The organism is Halomonas sp. MCCC 1A11062, assembly GCF_021404355.1.
Lineage (GTDB): Bacteria > Pseudomonadota > Gammaproteobacteria > Pseudomonadales > Halomonadaceae > Halomonas > Halomonas aerodenitrificans.
In genome coordinates this window covers 1-299 of record NZ_JABFTW010000083.1, presented here as the reverse complement: position 1 = coordinate 299, position 299 = coordinate 1, and the positions used below count along the sequence as shown (strand labels likewise).

Annotated in this window: 1 protein-coding gene; it reads left to right on the top strand. The window is 66.2% G+C overall.

The features are described from left to right. Positions 1-11: 11 nt before the first annotated feature. The coding region (locus tag HOP58_RS22895; protein WP_234261937.1) for a hypothetical protein at positions 12-299 on the top strand (288 nt) is incomplete at its 3' end.

Here is a 299-nt window from a genome sequence, read left to right as displayed (position 1 = left end):
ACCGACAGGCCGTGGAACAGCTGCTTGGTAGCCTGGGCCTGGTCGAGCAGGGCCGGCATCGCCGAGCGCCAATCACCCGCTTTGCTGGCCAGGCCTTCGATGTTTATCTACGTGAGACCCACGACAACGCGGCCGTCACGGTGCATAGCCTGGGCCTCACATGCGCCGGCTCTCAGGCCTTGCTGATGCGTCTGGAAGACTATGGTCAAGCCACCCGCGGCGATGATGACCTAGGCGGTCGCCTGCTGACCACCCCAGCGGCCCTGGCACTGCGCATCGGCCCCGACGCCAACCTCGAC